Origin of the sequence: Tessaracoccus flavescens (assembly GCF_001998865.1) — a bacterium.
GTDB lineage: Bacteria > Actinomycetota > Actinomycetes > Propionibacteriales > Propionibacteriaceae > Arachnia > Arachnia flavescens.
The window spans coordinates 1410777-1424902 of sequence record NZ_CP019607.1 but is presented as its reverse complement, the minus strand read 5'-3'; the positions used below and the strand labels follow the sequence as shown (position 1 = coordinate 1424902).

The 14126-nt window shown below is 67.8% G+C and carries 12 protein-coding genes; 5 read left to right on the top strand and 7 right to left on the bottom strand.

Annotated features, from left to right (window positions below):
- Positions 1-392 precede the first annotated feature (392 nt).
- The 4 genes from ppdK to BW733_RS06895 all read left to right on the top strand — a co-directional run bounded on the left by ppdK (position 393) and on the right by BW733_RS06895 (position 5090).
- On the top strand, positions 393-3041 hold the full coding sequence (gene ppdK, locus BW733_RS06910) for a pyruvate, phosphate dikinase (RefSeq protein ID WP_077349129.1): 2649 nt from the start codon (positions 393-395) through the stop codon (positions 3039-3041).
- A 90-nt stretch (positions 3042-3131) separates the two neighbouring features.
- On the top strand, positions 3132-3962 hold the full coding sequence (locus BW733_RS06905) for a DUF4190 domain-containing protein (protein WP_077349127.1): 831 nt from the start codon (positions 3132-3134) through the stop codon (positions 3960-3962).
- 108 nt (positions 3963-4070) lie between these two features.
- Positions 4071-4451 carry a hypothetical protein gene (locus BW733_RS06900; protein ID WP_077349125.1) on the top strand — a complete coding sequence of 127 codons (381 nt, stop codon included), beginning with the start codon at positions 4071-4073 and terminating at the stop codon, positions 4449-4451.
- 111 nt (positions 4452-4562) lie between these two features.
- Entirely contained in the window at positions 4563-5090 is a 528-nt protein-coding gene (locus BW733_RS06895; RefSeq protein WP_077349123.1) for a hypothetical protein, read from the top strand.
- A 62-nt stretch (positions 5091-5152) separates the two neighbouring features.
- Here BW733_RS06895 and yaaA read toward each other — a convergent pair whose 3' ends face one another.
- From yaaA to BW733_RS06875, 4 genes are all read right to left on the bottom strand, one after another.
- Positions 5153-5923, bottom strand: coding sequence for a peroxide stress protein YaaA (gene yaaA / locus BW733_RS06890; RefSeq protein ID WP_077349121.1), 771 nt, complete (start codon positions 5921-5923; stop codon positions 5153-5155).
- Positions 5924-6041: 118 nt separating this feature from the next.
- Positions 6042-7748, bottom strand: a complete 1707-nt coding sequence (locus tag BW733_RS06885) for an FAD-binding oxidoreductase (RefSeq protein ID WP_077349119.1) — start codon at positions 7746-7748, stop codon at positions 6042-6044.
- Positions 7748-8542 carry a lysophospholipid acyltransferase family protein gene (locus BW733_RS06880; RefSeq protein WP_077349117.1) on the bottom strand — a complete coding sequence of 265 codons (795 nt, stop codon included), beginning with the start codon at positions 8540-8542 and terminating at the stop codon, positions 7748-7750. The genes BW733_RS06885 and BW733_RS06880 overlap by 1 nt, the downstream gene beginning before the upstream one ends.
- A gap of 1 nt (position 8543) precedes the next feature.
- On the bottom strand, positions 8544-9320 hold the full coding sequence (locus tag BW733_RS06875; RefSeq protein WP_077349115.1) for an SDR family NAD(P)-dependent oxidoreductase: 777 nt from the start codon (positions 9318-9320) through the stop codon (positions 8544-8546).
- A 169-nt stretch (positions 9321-9489) separates the two neighbouring features.
- Here BW733_RS06875 and BW733_RS06870 point away from each other — a divergent pair, with 169 nt between their 5' ends.
- Complete coding sequence (locus BW733_RS06870) at positions 9490-10320, top strand: RidA family protein (RefSeq protein WP_161490162.1); 831 nt, start codon at positions 9490-9492, stop codon at positions 10318-10320.
- A gap of 40 nt (positions 10321-10360) precedes the next feature.
- Here BW733_RS06870 and BW733_RS06865 read toward each other — a convergent pair whose 3' ends face one another.
- The 3 genes from BW733_RS06865 to BW733_RS06855 form a co-directional block, all read right to left on the bottom strand.
- On the bottom strand, positions 10361-11554 hold the full coding sequence (locus BW733_RS06865) for an acetate/propionate family kinase (RefSeq protein ID WP_077349113.1): 1194 nt from the start codon (positions 11552-11554) through the stop codon (positions 10361-10363).
- 69 nt (positions 11555-11623) lie between these two features.
- Positions 11624-13681: a phosphate acetyltransferase gene (gene pta / locus BW733_RS06860; RefSeq protein ID WP_077349111.1), complete on the bottom strand. Its 2058-nt coding sequence runs from the start codon at positions 13679-13681 to the stop codon at positions 11624-11626.
- Between the two features lie 9 nt (positions 13682-13690).
- Entirely contained in the window at positions 13691-14101 is a 411-nt protein-coding gene (locus BW733_RS06855; RefSeq protein ID WP_077349109.1) for an NADPH-dependent FMN reductase, read from the bottom strand.
- Positions 14102-14126 lie beyond the last annotated feature (25 nt).

Here is a 14126-nt window from a genome sequence, read left to right as displayed (position 1 = left end):
CTACATCACCCCGGGCAAGCGCACCGTCAACGGGCGTCAGTGCTCGACGACGTGGGCCTACTCCCCCAATGCGCCGCGCTGCCGCACCGAGATCTGGCCACCCAGGTCGCGGAGAAGAACGGTCGCCACGTCACCAGCAACGGATGGGTGTTCAACAACCTGACGTACAAGGCGAGCCCGCGCAGGCCTGGATCAACAACAATCTCGGACGCAGCTCCCAGTGGGTGTCCAACGGGCGCAAGTTGGCTGGGAGCGCTCTCCGTTTCCGAGCGGTCGCCCGCGGGGTTAGGACAATCCGTCCCCACCCCACGCGAGAAAAGCGTGGGAGCTAGGCTTGGGACCGGGACGCCGAAGTCCCCGCAACCTGGGCAGTCAAAGGAGATTTCCCCACCATGAGTGACGATCGTTACATCTACGACCTATCAGACGGTGACGCGAGCATGAAGAGCCTGCTCGGCGGCAAGGGTGCCGGCGTCGCGGAGATGAACAAGGTCGGAGTTCCGGTACCCGACGCGTTCACCGTCACCACGACGGCGTGCGTTGAGACGATGAACAACGGCGGGCAGTGGCCAGAGGGCCTCGCCGACCAGATCGCGGCCGGGCTGGCGCGGCTCGAGGAACGCACCGGGCGAAGGCTCGGGGCCTCCGAGAAACCGCTGCTCGTATCGGTGCGCTCCGGTGCCGTCTTCTCGATGCCGGGCATGATGGACACCATCCTCAACCTCGGCATCTCCGACGATTCCGTCATGGCGCTCGCCGAGGAGTTCGGCAACGAACGCTTCGCCTGGGACTGCTACCGCCGGTTCATCCAGATGTACGGAGAGGTCGTCGAGTCGATCCCCGCACACGCCTTCGAGGACGCCCTGACCGCGCTCAAGCATGACCGCGGCGTCGAGAACGACACCGACCTCAGCGCCGAGGACCTCAAGCAGCTCGTCGCCACCTTCAAGGAGATCGCCAACGAGGCGCTCGGCGGCGAGTGGACGTCCGACCCGCATGAGCAGCTGAACCGCGCAGTCAACGCCGTGTTCAAGTCGTGGCAGAACCCCCGCGCAGAGGTCTACCGCCGCGCCAACAACATCCCCGCGAGCCTCGGCACGGCCGTCAACATCATGCAGATGGTCTTCGGCAACCGCGGCGAGACCTCGGCGACCGGCGTCTGCTTCACCCGCAACCCGTCGACCGGCGAGAGGGCCCTCTACGGCGAGTTCCTCGTCAACGCCCAGGGTGAGGATGTCGTCGCAGGCATCCGCACGCCGCGGCCTCTGGCCGAGATGGAGGAGGTGCTCCCCGAGGCCTACCGCCAGCTCGTCGACACGATGCACAAGATGGAGCAGCACTACAAGGACATGCAGGACATGGAGTTCACCGTCGAGGACGGCAAGCTCTACCTGCTGCAGACCCGCAACGGGAAGCGCACCGCCGCCGCCGCCCTCAAGGTCGCCTCGGATCTCGTCGACGAGGGCGTGATCACCAAGGAGGAGGCGCTCCTGCGCATCGAGCCCGCACAGCTCGATCAACTGCTCCACCCCGCCATCGACCCGAACCATGGAAAGACCGCGGTCGCGACCGGACTTCCCGCCTCGCCGGGTGCCGCCGTCGGTGAGGTGGTCTTCGACGCCGACACCGCCGCCGAGCGCGGCGAGCGGGGCGAGGCCGTCGTGCTCGTCCGGTTCGAGACAACCCCCGACGACATCCACGGTGTGATCGTCGCCCAGGGCATCCTCACGGCGCACGGCGGCATGACCTCCCACGCGGCCGTGGTCGCGCGCGGCATGGGCAAGCCGTGCGTCGCGGGCGCCGCCGGGATCAAGATCGACCCCGTTGGCAAGACGCTCACCATCGGCGAGCACGTGTTCAACGAGGGCGATGTCGTCACGCTCGACGGCTCGACCGGAAAGGTCTACGGAGAGGCGCTCGACCTCATCCCGCCGCAGATCAACGACGACTTCACCCGGCTGGTCGAATGGGCCGACGGCGTGCGTCGCCTCGGCGTGCGCGCCAACGCCGACAACTTCGAGGACGCCTCGAAGGCCCGCGAACTCGGCGCCGAGGGCATCGGGCTGTGCCGCACCGAGCACATGTTCATGGCCCAGGACCGGCTCCCGGCCGTCCGGAAGATGATCCTGGCCGAGAACCCGGAGCAGCGCTCCGCGGCGCTCGCCGAGATCCTGCCGATGCAGCAGACCGATTTCGAGGGCATCTTCACCGCCATGAAGGGCCTCCCGGTCACCGTCCGCCTGCTCGACCCGCCGCTGCACGAGTTCCTGCCGAACCTGGTGGAGCAGTCGCTCCTGGTGCAGAAGCTTGAGCTGCAGGGCGCTGAGGGGCCCGAGCTCAATGACGCCCGCCAGACGCTCGCCCAGGTCAAGAAGCTGCACGAGCTCAACCCGATGCTCGGCACCCGCGGCGTCCGGCTCGCGATGCTGTACCCGGAGATCCCCGACATGCAGGCCCGCGCCATCGTCCGGGCTGCGCTCGCCGTCCTCGACCGTGAGGGCGAGACGGTCGGCGTCGAGATCATGATCCCGCTCGTCGCGCTCAGCCAGGAGCTCGAGACCCAGCGGGCCATCGTCAAGGCCGCCGTCGAGGACGAACTGGCGAAGACGGGCAAGACGCTCGACTACACCATCGGCACGATGATCGAGCTGCCCCGGGCCGCGCTGGTCGCCGACCAGATCGCCGAGCACGCCGACTTCTTCTCGTTCGGCACCAACGACATGACGCAGACCGCCATCGGCATCTCGCGCGACGATGCGGAGAACGGCTTCCTGACCAGCTACGTCATGGACCATGTGCTCGAGCGCAACCCCTTCGAGTCGATCGACGTCGACGGTGTTGGCCAGCTTGTGGCGATGGGCGTCGAGAAGGGCCGCTCGGTCAAGCCCGAGCTGAAGTGCGGCGTCTGCGGTGAGCACGGCGGAGACCCCGACTCGATCGAGTTCTTCAACTCGGTCGGCCTCAACTACGTCAGCTGCTCGCCGTTCCGGGTGCCGATCGCCCGCTTCGCGGCAGCAAGGGCGGTGCTCGCAGAGTCATAGCCAGCGGCGTTCCGCGCACCCCGGCGAGCTGGCCGGGGTGCGCGGCGTCGCGCATACACTTGTGAGCTGTACCCCACATCGGAGGTGGAAATGTCGTCGCCGAATGAGCACGAGCCGCAGCCCTACGAGCCGACCTATCTGAGCCCCGACTACTCGAGCTCAGCCGACGAGGCCCCGACGGGGTACGAGTCGAGCGGCCCCGGGGCCGAGCCGTCGATGCCCGAGCACGTTGCGGCCCGTGCGGCAGAGGAAAGCGTCGAGCCCGCCTCAGAACACCTCGCCCATGAGTCCGCCTCCGAGGACTACAGCTACGAGCCCACCGCTCCCGGGTCCGGCACCGCGGCCCGCGCCGCCTCGAGCGCCGTCGAACCGGAGGCCGAGCAGTACGGCTACAACCCTGGCAGCCAGGCACCCGACTACACCTACTCGTCGGGATACGACAGCCTCGACCAGGAGCCGACGCCCTACGACGCCGGCTATGTGGCGCCCACCCCCGCGCCGGTCGTCGACGACTACCGCACCCCCCAGCCCGCGCCCGTCCAACAGCATCTGCCTCAGCAGCCGCCCAACTACGGCTACGGCTACGGCTACCAGCAGCCGGGGGCCCCACAGTACGCGCAGGTCCAGCCCTACGGGCCCAGGTACCCGGTGCAGCCCTATCCCTACGCGTCGTTCCAGGCCGCCGTGCCCGAGCACCCGTCCAGCGGCGCGATCCTCGGGCTCGGGATCGCCAGCTTCTTCGTCGGGGTGACCGCGCCGATCGCCTGGTACATGGGCGCGAAGGCGAAGCGGGAGATCGCCCAGGGGGCGCCGTACCGCTTCGGCGGAATGGCCACGACCGGGTACGTGATCGGCATCGTCTACACCATCTTCATGATGATGTTCACGGCCCTGATCATGCTGGCAATCATGTTCGGCTGAGCCTCTCCGCTTGTCGGAGCGTCCAATTGGTGTACCGAAACCCTTGCGGTTGAACCGGTGCATGACACAGAATCGTTAGGCAACGACCAGTTACACATAGGAGACGACATGTCCCAGCCCGGTGGCTACGGCCAGCCTGACCCGCAGCAGTCGCCCAACTACGGCTACGGCCAGCCTGCCGGTCAGCCCGGCTACGGCGCGGTTGGCGGCGCTCAGGAGCACCCCCAGACCCAGACCGTGTTCATCCTGGGCATCGTCGGCATCTTCGTGCCGATCGTGGCCTTCATCGCCTGGTACCTGGGCGGCCAGGCCAAGAAGGAGATCGAGGCGGGAGCCCCCTACGCATGGGAGGGCACCAAGCTGAAGACCGGCTACATGCTCGGCAAGGTCTTCTCGATCATCTACATCGTGCTCATCGTGTTCTACATCATCCTGATGATCATCCTCTTCGCGACCGGTCTCGGCGCGATGTCGGTCTACGGCAGCTGACCCAAGACCCGTCAGGGGCCGGACGCTTCGGCGTCCGGCCCTTTTTCGTCCGCGGAGCTAGCACCGTCCTGTGAGACACTGGCAGCATCCCTGAAAGGAAGGGGCCTTCCCATGGCTGAACACCCTGATTTCCGTCCCGGCACCCCAGGCCGTGGCCAAGACAACCAGTACGCCGAGTCCAGCTACGGCGCCTCGCCCTATGGCGAGCCGCAGTCGTACGGCTCTGCCCCCTACGGCTCGGCCCCGTACGGTCAGCAGCCGCAGCAGCCGGGTTACGCTCCCGTTCCCTACAACCAGGGCTACCCGGGTCAGCAGCCGGGCTATGGGCAGCAGCAGGGCTACGGCCCCGGCTACGGCGCTTACATCCCCGCTCCGGAGCACCCGCAGTCGCAGATGGTGTTCATCCTCGGCATCGTCGGGATCTTCACCGGCGTCACCGCCTTCGTCGCCTGGTACATGGGCGCTCAGGCGAAGAAGGAGATCGAGGCCGGGGCCCCCTTCCAGTGGGGCGGCCAGCTGAAGACCGGCTACACGCTCGGCAAGGTCTTCGGGATCATCTGGATCGTCGGGATCGCCCTGTACATCGTGTTCATCATCTTGTACATCGCCTTCATGGCGGCCGTGTTCAGCCAGTTCTGACCTGAGACGAGAGATGAGGGGCGGCCGTCTGGCCGCGCCTCATCGCGTTCCCGCCCAACAAATCAGCGGACGAAGACGGGTTCGTCCCTCGTCGAGCGGGCCTCGTCGTAGGCGTAGCCGTCGGCGTCGAAGTCGACCAGCTTCGCGGCAGAGCGGACGCGGTTGCGGACCAGCCAGCCGGCCATCGTGCCCCGAGCGCGTTTCGCGAAGAAGCTGACGATGCGCGGTTCGCCGTTGCCGTCGCGGTCCTCGAAACGCGGTGAGATGACGCGGGCGCCGAGGCGCCGCCTGTCGATCACCTTCGAGTACTCGTTGCTCGCCAGGTTGACCAGCACGGGGGAGCCGGGGGAGCCCTCGAGGTCCTTTGCCAGGAGATCGGTCACCTGCGTGCCCCACCAGTCGTAGAGGGTCTTTCCGCGGCTGGAGGCGAGCCTCGTTCCCATCTCGAGCCGGTATGGCTCGATCAGGTCGAGGGGACGCAGCAGGCCGTACAGGCCGGAGAGGATGCGGACGGTCTTCTGGGCGTCAGTGAAGTCCCTCGCCTCGAACTCGTAGGCCCGCAGCCCCTGGTAGACGTCGCCGTTGAACGCGAGGATGGCCTGTCGGGAGTTCTTCGGCGTGTGCTCGCGCGACCACTCGGCGAACCTGGTCGCGTTCAGGTGGGCGAGTTCGTCGGAGATGTGCATGAGCTGGGAGATGTCCGCGGGCGACTTCGTCCGCATGATCTCGATCAGCCCCTCCGACTGTCCCAGCAGTCGCGGCTCCGAGTGCTTCCGGGTGGGGAGCTTCGACTCGTAGTCGAGGGACTTCGCGGGCGAGAGCACGGTGAGCATGGAGCGAGTCTAGATGCCCGACGGCGGCCGCGCGCTCCCGCGTCAGGGGGCGGGCGAGGATCGGCCGTCGCCCTCCGCATCACGCAGGTCTCGGGCGCGGCCCAGGACCCGAGGATGCTCAGGCGTCCTTGGAGTTCGACGAGATGCCGGGCTCGCCGTCGTGGATGATCTTGCCCGGGTTCAGGTTGCGGCCGGGGTCGACGCCCTCGAAGAGCTTGCGCTGGATGAACACGCCAGCAGGCGAGATGTCCTGGTCCATCCAGGGGCTGTGCTCCTCGCCGACACCGTGGTGGTGCGAGACGGTGCCGTGGAAGTCCATGAACGACTGCTGGATGACCCGCTTCGCGGCGTCGTAGGTCGCCTCCTGGTTGTCGGAGTCGTCGGCGATGGCGAAGGTGAAGTACTGGCAGGCGCCCGAGTGGTACGAGTGGCTGAGGTGGCAGAACACGACGCCTCGCACACCGAGGTCGTCCATCGCCTTGGCGAAGCGGTCGACGATCTTCGCGTGGATCTCCGCCGCGTATTTCCACGGCGTCGTCGTCTCCGAGACGTCGCAGATCAGGCCGCGGTCGAGCATGAAGTCGCGGATGTAGGGGGTGTCGTACTTCTTCTGGTCGTACAGCGTTCCTGGGCCCTTGCCGACGCCCATGCCGCCGTTGTCCTTGACGATCTTGCCGACGAGACCCTTCTCGTAGCGCACGTGGTTGGCGCTGCCCTCGAAACCGATGAAGCTCATCGCGATCTTCTCGAGGTCCCAGCCCTTCTGCAGCATGATCTTCTGGATGGCCTTGTTGGCGAGCGACGAGACGCGGCCCGACTTCTTGCCGTTGGCCATGATGTACTGCGTCTCGATCGGGTCGGAGACGCGCGCCATCATCACCGAGGCGTCGGAGGAGACGATCTGCTCACATGCCTTGAGGCCGTCCTCGTAGGTCGGGAAGAAGTAGGCCTGGAGTTCGCGCACCTCGGGGATGCGGTGCACGTTGACCCACGCAGAGGTGATCACGCCGAGGCGGCCCTCGGAACCGAGCACCATCTCGCGGACGCTCGGGCCGGAGGAGCTGGACGGGAGGGGGCGAAGCTGGAGCACCTGGCCGGGCATGACCATTGTGAGGCCGCGGACGATGTCGGCGATGTCGCCGTACTTGTCGGACTGCATGCCGGAGCTGCGGGTCGCGATCCAGCCGCCAAGCGTCGACCAGACGAACGAGTCGGGGTGATGTCCCATCGTCCAGCCGCGGGCGTTCAGCTGGTCCTCCATGTCGGGCCCGAAGACGCCCGCCTGGATGTGGGCGAGGCCGGAGGTCTCGTCGATCTCCAGAACCTTGCTCATCCGGCCGAGGTTCACGGAGATGACCTGCCTGGTCTCGCCGGGCTGCGCCTCGAGGGCGGCGACGATGTTGGAGCCGCCGCCGAAGGGGATCAGGACGGCGTCGGCCTCGACCGACGCGTCGACGATGGCCTCGACCTCCTCCTGGGTGCCGGGGTAGAGCACGACGTCGGGGACGCGGCCGAGGTCGCCCTTGCGGATGCGGATCAGGTCGCGGACGCCCTTGCCGTAGGCGTGCACCACGCGGGTCTCGTCATCGGTCTGGACGTACTTCTCACCGATCGCGTCGACGAACTTCGCGCGCAGCTCGTCGGACAGTTCGGAGGCGGGAACGTCGAGCGAGGAGAACGGGGGGATCGGCTTGACCGGCCGGGTGATGTCGACGCCCACCATCTTCTGGACGAAGCCCGGGAACTTGGGCTTGTCCTCGTAGCGGTAGGCGAGGCCCTCTTCGCCCCAGCCCCACCACTTCTGCTGCTTGACGCCCTCGATCATCAGTCCTCCTGCTTGTCAGCCTGTTCCCTGGCGTCTTCGACCAAGGAGGCAATCTCTGTCTGTTCGGCCCGGTGGAGGGCCTCTGTCCGCTCGTACTCTGCCAGTGTCTTTTTACCGTACGCCCGCGCCGTCGTGTCGTGCAGTTCAAGAACCTGACGGCGCATCCGCTCGTTGAACTCCAGCGCGATCTCACCCGGGTACGGGACCATCGGGCGACCGAACACCACGTGCACCTCGGGCCGGCCCTTCGGCAGGTGCTTCTGGTTCGACGGCCACGCCTCGTAGGCACCGACCAACGCCACAGGAAGGGCCGGGACGCCGCGGGAGACGCACAGGGATGCGACGCCGGGGATGAACGGCCCCATCGCGCCGGTGCGGGAGCGGGTGCCTTCGGGGAAGAGCAGGATCGGGACCCCGTCGGACAGCAGTTGGCCCGCCATGCCCCTTCGTCCCTTTCCGCCCTTTCCGCGGTCGATCGCGAAGGCGTTCATGAACAGCGACATGGAGATCGCCTTGACCCAGTTGCCGAAGAAGAAGTCACCCGCCGCGCCCGTGGCGACGTAGCGGGAGAGCCGGTTGGGCAACGAGCAGAGGATCAGCGGGGCGTCGAGGTGGGACGAATGGTTGCCGAAGACGGCGAAGGCGCCCTCGAGGCCGTCGAGGTTGGCGAGCCCGTGGACATGGATCTTGAGCAGGCGGCTGAGCGCGGGCTTGAGCAGCAGGAACTGCGCCGTCTGGCGGGTGGTCGCCTGGACGCGCGAGGTGTAGCGGCTGTTGCTCGGCTCGAGGTCCACGTCAGTGCTGCTTCCGCGAAGCGGTCAACTTGCGGGAGACGAAACGGGCGAGGCCGCGGGGGCCGTGGTCGCCGATGAACATGGCGAGGCGCCACTTCCAGTCGGGAATCGACTCGATGCGGCCCTTCTCGGCATCCTCGATGGCCGTGCGGACGAGCTTGTCGGGGTCGATCCACACGATGTTGGGCAGCTTGCTCGCGTTGATGCCCGCGCGGCCGTGGAACTCGGTGCGGACCCAGCCCGGAAGTAGGCCGGTGACCTTGACGCCGGTGCCGTGCAGCTCGAGTGCGAGGCCCGTCGAATAGGTGCGGGCCCACGCCTTGATGGCGGAGTAGTTGCCGGTGAAGATGGCGGCAGATGACGAGGCGACATTGACGATGTGCCCGTGGCCGCGGCTGCGCATGGCGCGCCCCGCGGCGCCGCCGAGGATCAGCATGGCGAGGCACATCACGTCGAGCGCCTTCGCGTGCAGGTCGATGTCGGCGGGATCTAGCACGGTCGAGTGCAGGCCGAAGCCCGCGTTGTTGACCAGCCACTCGACGGGCCGGGCCGGATCCTCGAGGCGCTCGGCCACGCGCAGCACGTCCTCCCGGACGGAAAGGTCGGCGGGAAGGACCTCGACGGCGACGCCGTGGACCTCGGTCAGCTCGGCGGCGACGGACTCGAGCCTCGCCTCGTCACGCGCGACGAGGATGAGGTCCATTCCCCGTGCCGCGAGCTCGCGCGCGAAAGCGAGCCCGATGCCCGAGGTGCCACCGGTGATCAAAGCTGAAGCCATGGGCTCTAAGGTACGCCACCGCGCGGCTGGTCGCCCAAGCGGTAGGCGTCGTCGGCTGACGTCTTGTTGCTCCCGCACAACGGCTGTCGCGCGCGGTTGTCCGGCTCACACAACGACACGGGTGAACGGCTCCGGAAGGAGTGTGTGGTCGCCCACGAGAGGGGATCCCATGACCGACTCCACCCGCCCCGTCTTCAGCGACTCGCGCCTCGCGCAGCCGCCGCTCCTCTTCATCTCCGGGCAGGTGCCGTTGGTCGGCGGCGAGGTGCGCGACGACATCGGGGCCCAGACGGCCGCCTGCCTCGACCGGATCGAGCGGCTGCTCGGCGAGCGGAGCGTCGGCATGGATCGGCTCGTGAAGGTGACCTCCTTCCTCACCGACAGCTCCGACCTGGACGGCGTTGCGCGCGGTCCGGCGGCAGCGGCTGCCGCACCCCGCCCCGGCCGCCTCCCTCGTCGTCGTCTCGGCGCTGGTCGATCAGCGCTTCAGGATCGAGATCGAGGCCGTGGCGGCCCTGGGCGAACTGTCGCCCTGGCGCTGACGGCGTCTGGCATGCTCGGTCGCATGCAGGAACCCGCAGGCCCCGCGACCCGTCGGCCGCTGATGGCGGTGGTCGTCCTGGTGGCGGCCATCGTCGCGCTCGGCGTCTCGCTCGCCCTGATCCCCTCGGGCCTCGGCCCGCTGAGGCTGCTTGCGGGCACGCTGCTCGTCGCCTGCTGCGGGGGCCTGTGGATCGCCGTCGCGCACCTGAGGGCGGCGCGGGGCAGCGGCAGGCCGCCCGTCTGGTCGCAGCGGATCATCGCGCTGGTGGTCGCCGTGCTCGGCGGCCTCGTCGTGTTGAACCTGATGCCGGCGATGTGGGTCCTTGAGCCACGGATCGGCGTCGCGGCCTACGTCCTGGCGGTGGCGATGGTGGCGCTCGCCGTCGCCGGCGTCGCCATCGGGATCGCGTTCTTCTTCTACCGACCTGAGGTAGACGACTCCCGCACCAGGGCATGACTGAGGGCCCGCGGCATCGCCACGGGCCCCCGGCGGTGGATCAGAACTCGGCGCCGATGACCTCGAGGGTCTCCTCGGCCATGGCCAACTCCTCGTTGGTCGGGATGACCAGGACTCGAACCTTCGACCCGGGCGTCGAGATGTCGCGGGGCTCCTTGGAGCGGACCAGGTTCGCCGACTCGTCGAGCTCGAAGCCGAGCGCCTCCAGGCGGCGGATGACCGGGCCGCGGACGTGGTCGGCGTTCTCGCCGACGCCAGCGGTGAAGACGAGGGCGTCGACTCCGCCGAGGATCGCGATGTAGGAGCCGATGTAGCCGACGAGGCGGTGCACGTAGACGTCGAGCGCGAGCTGGGCCTGTTCGTTGCCCTCCTCGATCTGGGTCTTGATGTCGCGCATGTCGCTGTAGCCGCACATGCCGGCCATGCCGGACTTCTTGTTCAGCATCGTGTCGACCTCGGAGACGCTCATCCGGGCGGCGACGTTGAGGTACTTCGGCAGGCCCGGATCGACGTCGCCCGAGCGGGTGCCCATGACGAGGCCCTGGAGCGGGGTCAGGCCCATCGACGTGTCGATGGCGACGCCCCCGTCGACGGCGGAAATCGAGGCGCCGTTTCCGAGGTGGCACACGATCGTCTTCAACTCGGTGAGGGGGCGCTCGAGGAACTCGGCTGCCTTCTTCGAGACGTAGCTGTGCGAGGTGCCGTGGAATCCGTACTTGCGGATGCCGTACTGCTCGGCGAGCTCGGCGTCGATCGCGTACGTGTAGGCCTCCGCGGGCAGGGTGGAGAAGAAGGCGGTGTCGAAGATCGCCACGTGCGGCACGTCGGGCAGCACCTCCTGGGCGGCACGGATGCCCGCGATGGCCGGAGGGTTGTGCAGCGGAGCCAGGTCGGAGAGCTCCTCGAGCTTCGCGATCACTGCGTCGTCGATCCGCACCGACTCGACGAAGGTGGAGCCGCCATGCACTGTGCGGTGGCCGACCGCGACCACCGAGTCGAGATCGGGGCCGTGCTCGACGAACATCTTCACGACGGCGGCGACGGCCTCGGTGTGGTCGGCGAAGCGGATGTCCTCGTGGTACTCGGAGCCGCCGACCTCGTGGTCGATGGTCGACATGTCCTGCCCGATGCGCTGCACGATCCCCACCGCCTGCGGACCTGGCTGGGACGGGTCAAGCAACTGGTACTTGATCGACGACGATCCACAGTTGAGGAGCAGGATCGGCTGCGACATGGGCATTTCCTTGTTCATTGAGTTGAGATGGCCGCCGGGGCGGCTGCTCCGCTGCTGCGGAGGGGCTTGTCAGACGGACTGGGCCTGGATGGCCGTGATGGTGATCGTGGAGACGATGTCGTCGACGAGGGCGCCGCGCGACAGGTCGTTGACCGGCTTCTTCAGCCCCTGCAGGACGGGACCGATCGCCACGGCACCGGAGGTGCGCTGGACGGCCTTGTAGGTGTTGTTGCCGGTGTTCAGGTCGGGGAAGATGAACACGGTCGCGCGGCCCGCGACCTCGGAGCCGGGCATCTTCTTCTGCGCCACGACCTCGTCCACGGCCGCGTCGAACTGGATCGGACCCTCGACCTTCAGCTCGGGGGCGCGCTCGCGGACGATCCGGGTCGCCTCGCGGACCTTGTCGACGTCGGCGCCGAAGCCCGAGTCGCCGGTGGAGTAGGAGAGCATCGCGATCCGCGGCTCGATGCCGAAGTCGACGGCCGTCTTCGCCGACGAGATGGCGACATCGGCCAGCTGCGACGGGTCGGGATCGGGGTTGACCGCGCAGTCGGCGTAGACCAGCACGCGGTTGCTCATGCACATCAGGAACGAACCGGACACGACGCTCACGCCCGGAACGGTCTTGATGAACTCGAGCGAGGGGCGGATGGTGTTGGCGGTGGTGTTGATCGCGCCGGAGACCATGCCGTCTGCCATGTCGAGGTGGACCATCATGGTGCCGAAGTAGGAGAGGTCCTTCAGCTTCTCGCGCGCCTGCTCGAGGGTGACGTTCTTGTGGGCGCGCAGCCGGGCGTACTCGGCGGCGAAGGTCTCGACGAGCTCCGTGTCGTTCGGGTTGACGATCGTGGCGCCGCTCAGGTTGAGGCCGAGCTCGGTGGCGCGCTGGCTGATCTTGGCCGAATCGCCGAGCAGGATCAGCTCGGCGACGGAGCGCTGCAGCACCACCGAGGCGGCCTCGAGGATGCGGTCGTCGGTGGCCTCTGGCAGGACGATGCGCTGACGGTTGGCCCGGGCCTGCTGCATGATCTGGTACTCGAACATCGTCGCCGTGCGGATCTCGGTGCGAGGCAGATCGATGGCCGTGAGGAGGGCGTCCTCATCGACGTACTGGGAGAACAGCGTGCGCGACTCTGCCATCTTGCGCGCCGAGCTGGTCGACGTGCCGCGGACGGCCTGCAGGGCGACCGCCGTCGGGAAGGTGTCGCGCTCGGTGACGGCGATGGGCAGGTCGATGGCGGAGTCGGCGAACAGCTTGGACACCGACTCGGGGATCTCGAAGCCACCGGTCAGCACGAGGGCGGCGAGCGGCCCGTAGTCGGGGGAGCGGTGTGCCATGAGCAGGCCGGGCAGCAGGTCGAGCCGATCGGCCGGGACGATCACCGTCGCCTCACGGCGCAGGCGCGTGAGCAGGTTGGGCAGCGTCATGCCTGCGACGAGGGTGTGCAGCGACTCGTGGCGCCGGAAGTCGACCTGGCCGAGCCACTGGGTCGCGCCGACGGCGTCGAACAGCTCGCCGACCGACGGTGCACGCAGGATGGCGTTGTACGGCAGGACGGAGACGGCTGCGGCCCCGAGGCCGCCGAGCGCCGTCTTCAGCGCGTCGACCTCTGCGGGCGCCGCGTGCGAGGCGACGATGCCGATGACGGTGTTGTGCTGCTGCTCGATGGCCTCGATGGCCGCCTCGGTGAGACGGCGGACCTGCTCGACGGAGCGGTCCTCAGCGCGGCAGACGAAGAGCACGGGGGAGTTGAGGTTTGCGGCGATGGTCGCGTTGTGGGCCAGCTCGGAAGAGGTGTCGATGTCCTCGTAGTCGGAGCCGAGGATCACCACGGCGTCGCGGGTCTCCGCGATGGCGTTGTACTTGGCGACGATCGTGTCGATCGCCTGCGCCGGGTCTTCGGCCCATTCGGTGTAGGACACGCCGATCGCCGACTCGAAGGACTGGTTGACGCCCTTCTGGCTCAGCATCGCCTCGGTGACGGCGTCGTGCTCAGACGATGCGACGAGCGGCCGGAACACGCCGACTGAGCGCACCTGGCGCGCGAAAAGGTCGATCACGCCAAGCGCAATTGAGGACTTGCTGACTTGCCGCTCCGACGAGGCAATGAACACACTCTTGGTCACGTGGTCACCTTACCGCGCTTCGCAGGCCTGACCGCCTACGCGCCGGGGGTCAGGGACGAGGATGAGCAAAATGCCCCGCCACCGGTGGCAGCGGGGCATCGGGCGCGACGGTTCAGGCGGCGAGCTTCGCCGCGATCGGCACGAGGACGTCGACCAGTTCGGTGAGCTCCTTCGCCTCGCCCTCCTTCGGCGCGACCCCGCGATCCGGTCGGCGAAGGACTGGACCCGCGGGTCGTCGTAGCTGCCGCCCCGCGCCGCGGGGAGGGTCTCGTCGCTCAGCAGCGGCAGGTCGAACCCGGACACGTCGATGATCTCGAAGTCGACGCCCTCGCGTGCCGGGTAGTTGTCGAGCACCCAGCGGGCGACGGATTCACCCTTGCGGTGGTCGCGAATGGATCCGAGCACGATGCCGATCTTCATGGTGTCCTTCTGGTCGAGGTGAGGT

Bases quoted from the DNA above. Each gene is read 5' to 3' on its own strand.
- ppdK (WP_077349129.1), top strand. From the start codon at position 393: ATGAGTGACGATCGTTACATCTACGACCTATCAGACGGTGACGCGAGC.
- yaaA (WP_077349121.1), bottom strand. From the start codon at position 5,923: ATGCTCACCGTGCTCTCGCCCGCGAAGTCCCTCGACTACGAGTCGAAG.
- BW733_RS06885 (WP_077349119.1), bottom strand. From the start codon at position 7,748: ATGATCGAGGGCGTCAAGCAGCAGAAGTGGTGGGGCTGGGGCGAAGAG.
- BW733_RS06865 (WP_077349113.1), bottom strand. From the start codon at position 11,554: ATGTCGCAGCCGATCCTGCTCCTCAACTGTGGATCGTCGTCGATCAAG.
- BW733_RS06895 (WP_077349123.1), top strand. From the start codon at position 4,563: ATGGCTGAACACCCTGATTTCCGTCCCGGCACCCCAGGCCGTGGCCAA.
- BW733_RS06875 (WP_077349115.1), bottom strand. From the start codon at position 9,320: ATGGCTTCAGCTTTGATCACCGGTGGCACCTCGGGCATCGGGCTCGCT.
- BW733_RS06905 (WP_077349127.1), top strand. From the start codon at position 3,132: ATGTCGTCGCCGAATGAGCACGAGCCGCAGCCCTACGAGCCGACCTAT.
- BW733_RS06870 (WP_161490162.1), top strand. From the start codon at position 9,490: ATGACCGACTCCACCCGCCCCGTCTTCAGCGACTCGCGCCTCGCGCAG.
- BW733_RS06900 (WP_077349125.1), top strand. From the start codon at position 4,071: ATGTCCCAGCCCGGTGGCTACGGCCAGCCTGACCCGCAGCAGTCGCCC.
- BW733_RS06855 (WP_077349109.1), bottom strand. From the start codon at position 14,101: ATGAAGATCGGCATCGTGCTCGGATCCATTCGCGACCACCGCAAGGGT.